Source organism: Polaromonas sp. P1_E3 (assembly GCF_056405935.1).
The window spans coordinates 1-620 of sequence record NZ_JBFUBD010000815.1 but is presented as its reverse complement, the minus strand read 5'-3'; the positions used below and the strand labels follow the sequence as shown (position 1 = coordinate 620).

The following is a 620-nucleotide window of genomic DNA, read 5'->3' as shown; positions in this document are numbered from 1 at the left end:
CTGCTCCCCTGCCACGCGGCTGGACGAGCTGCCGCTGCCAAAAGACAGCTTGCCGGGTTTCGATTTGGCCAGGGCGATGAACTCGGCCACGCTGTTGACCGGCAACGCGGGGTTGACCACCATGATCTGGCCGCCGCGGCCCAGCGCGGTCAGCGGTGCAAAGTCCTTGACGGGGTCGTATGGCAGTTTCTTGAACAGGTGCTCATTGGCCGACTGGGTGGTGTTGGTGGTGATGAACACGGTGTAGCCGTCGGGCTTTGCCTTGGCCGCTGCCTGAGCGCCGATGAAACTGTTGGCGCCGGGCTTGTTGTCGACCACCACGCTGACCTTGGTGTCGTTGGTCACGGCCTGGCCGATGGCGCGCGCCAGCTGGTCGGTCGCGCTGCCGGCCGCAAACGGCACGACAAAGGTGATGGGCTTTTCCGGAAAGCCCTGTGCTTGGGCCACAACCGGCACAGCGAGGGGCACGACGGCCCAAAGGGCGGCAATGCCCATCATGGCGGGGCGGATGCGGCTACGGATGGATTTTTGAGGGGTGATTTTCATGTTGTCTCCTATGTTGTGATGTGACGTACCTGACGTTGTTGATCTCGTCTTGGTTTTCCGAGGAATCTATTCCG

The 620-nt window shown here is 62.1% G+C and carries 1 protein-coding gene; it reads right to left on the bottom strand.

Going from position 1 to position 620, the window contains the following annotated elements; translation table 11 throughout:
• On the bottom strand, positions 1 to 546 hold a 546-nt coding region (locus AC1D0Z_RS23695), incomplete at its 3' end, for a Bug family tripartite tricarboxylate transporter substrate binding protein (RefSeq protein WP_477660558.1).
• Positions 547 to 620: the final 74 nt, after the last annotated feature.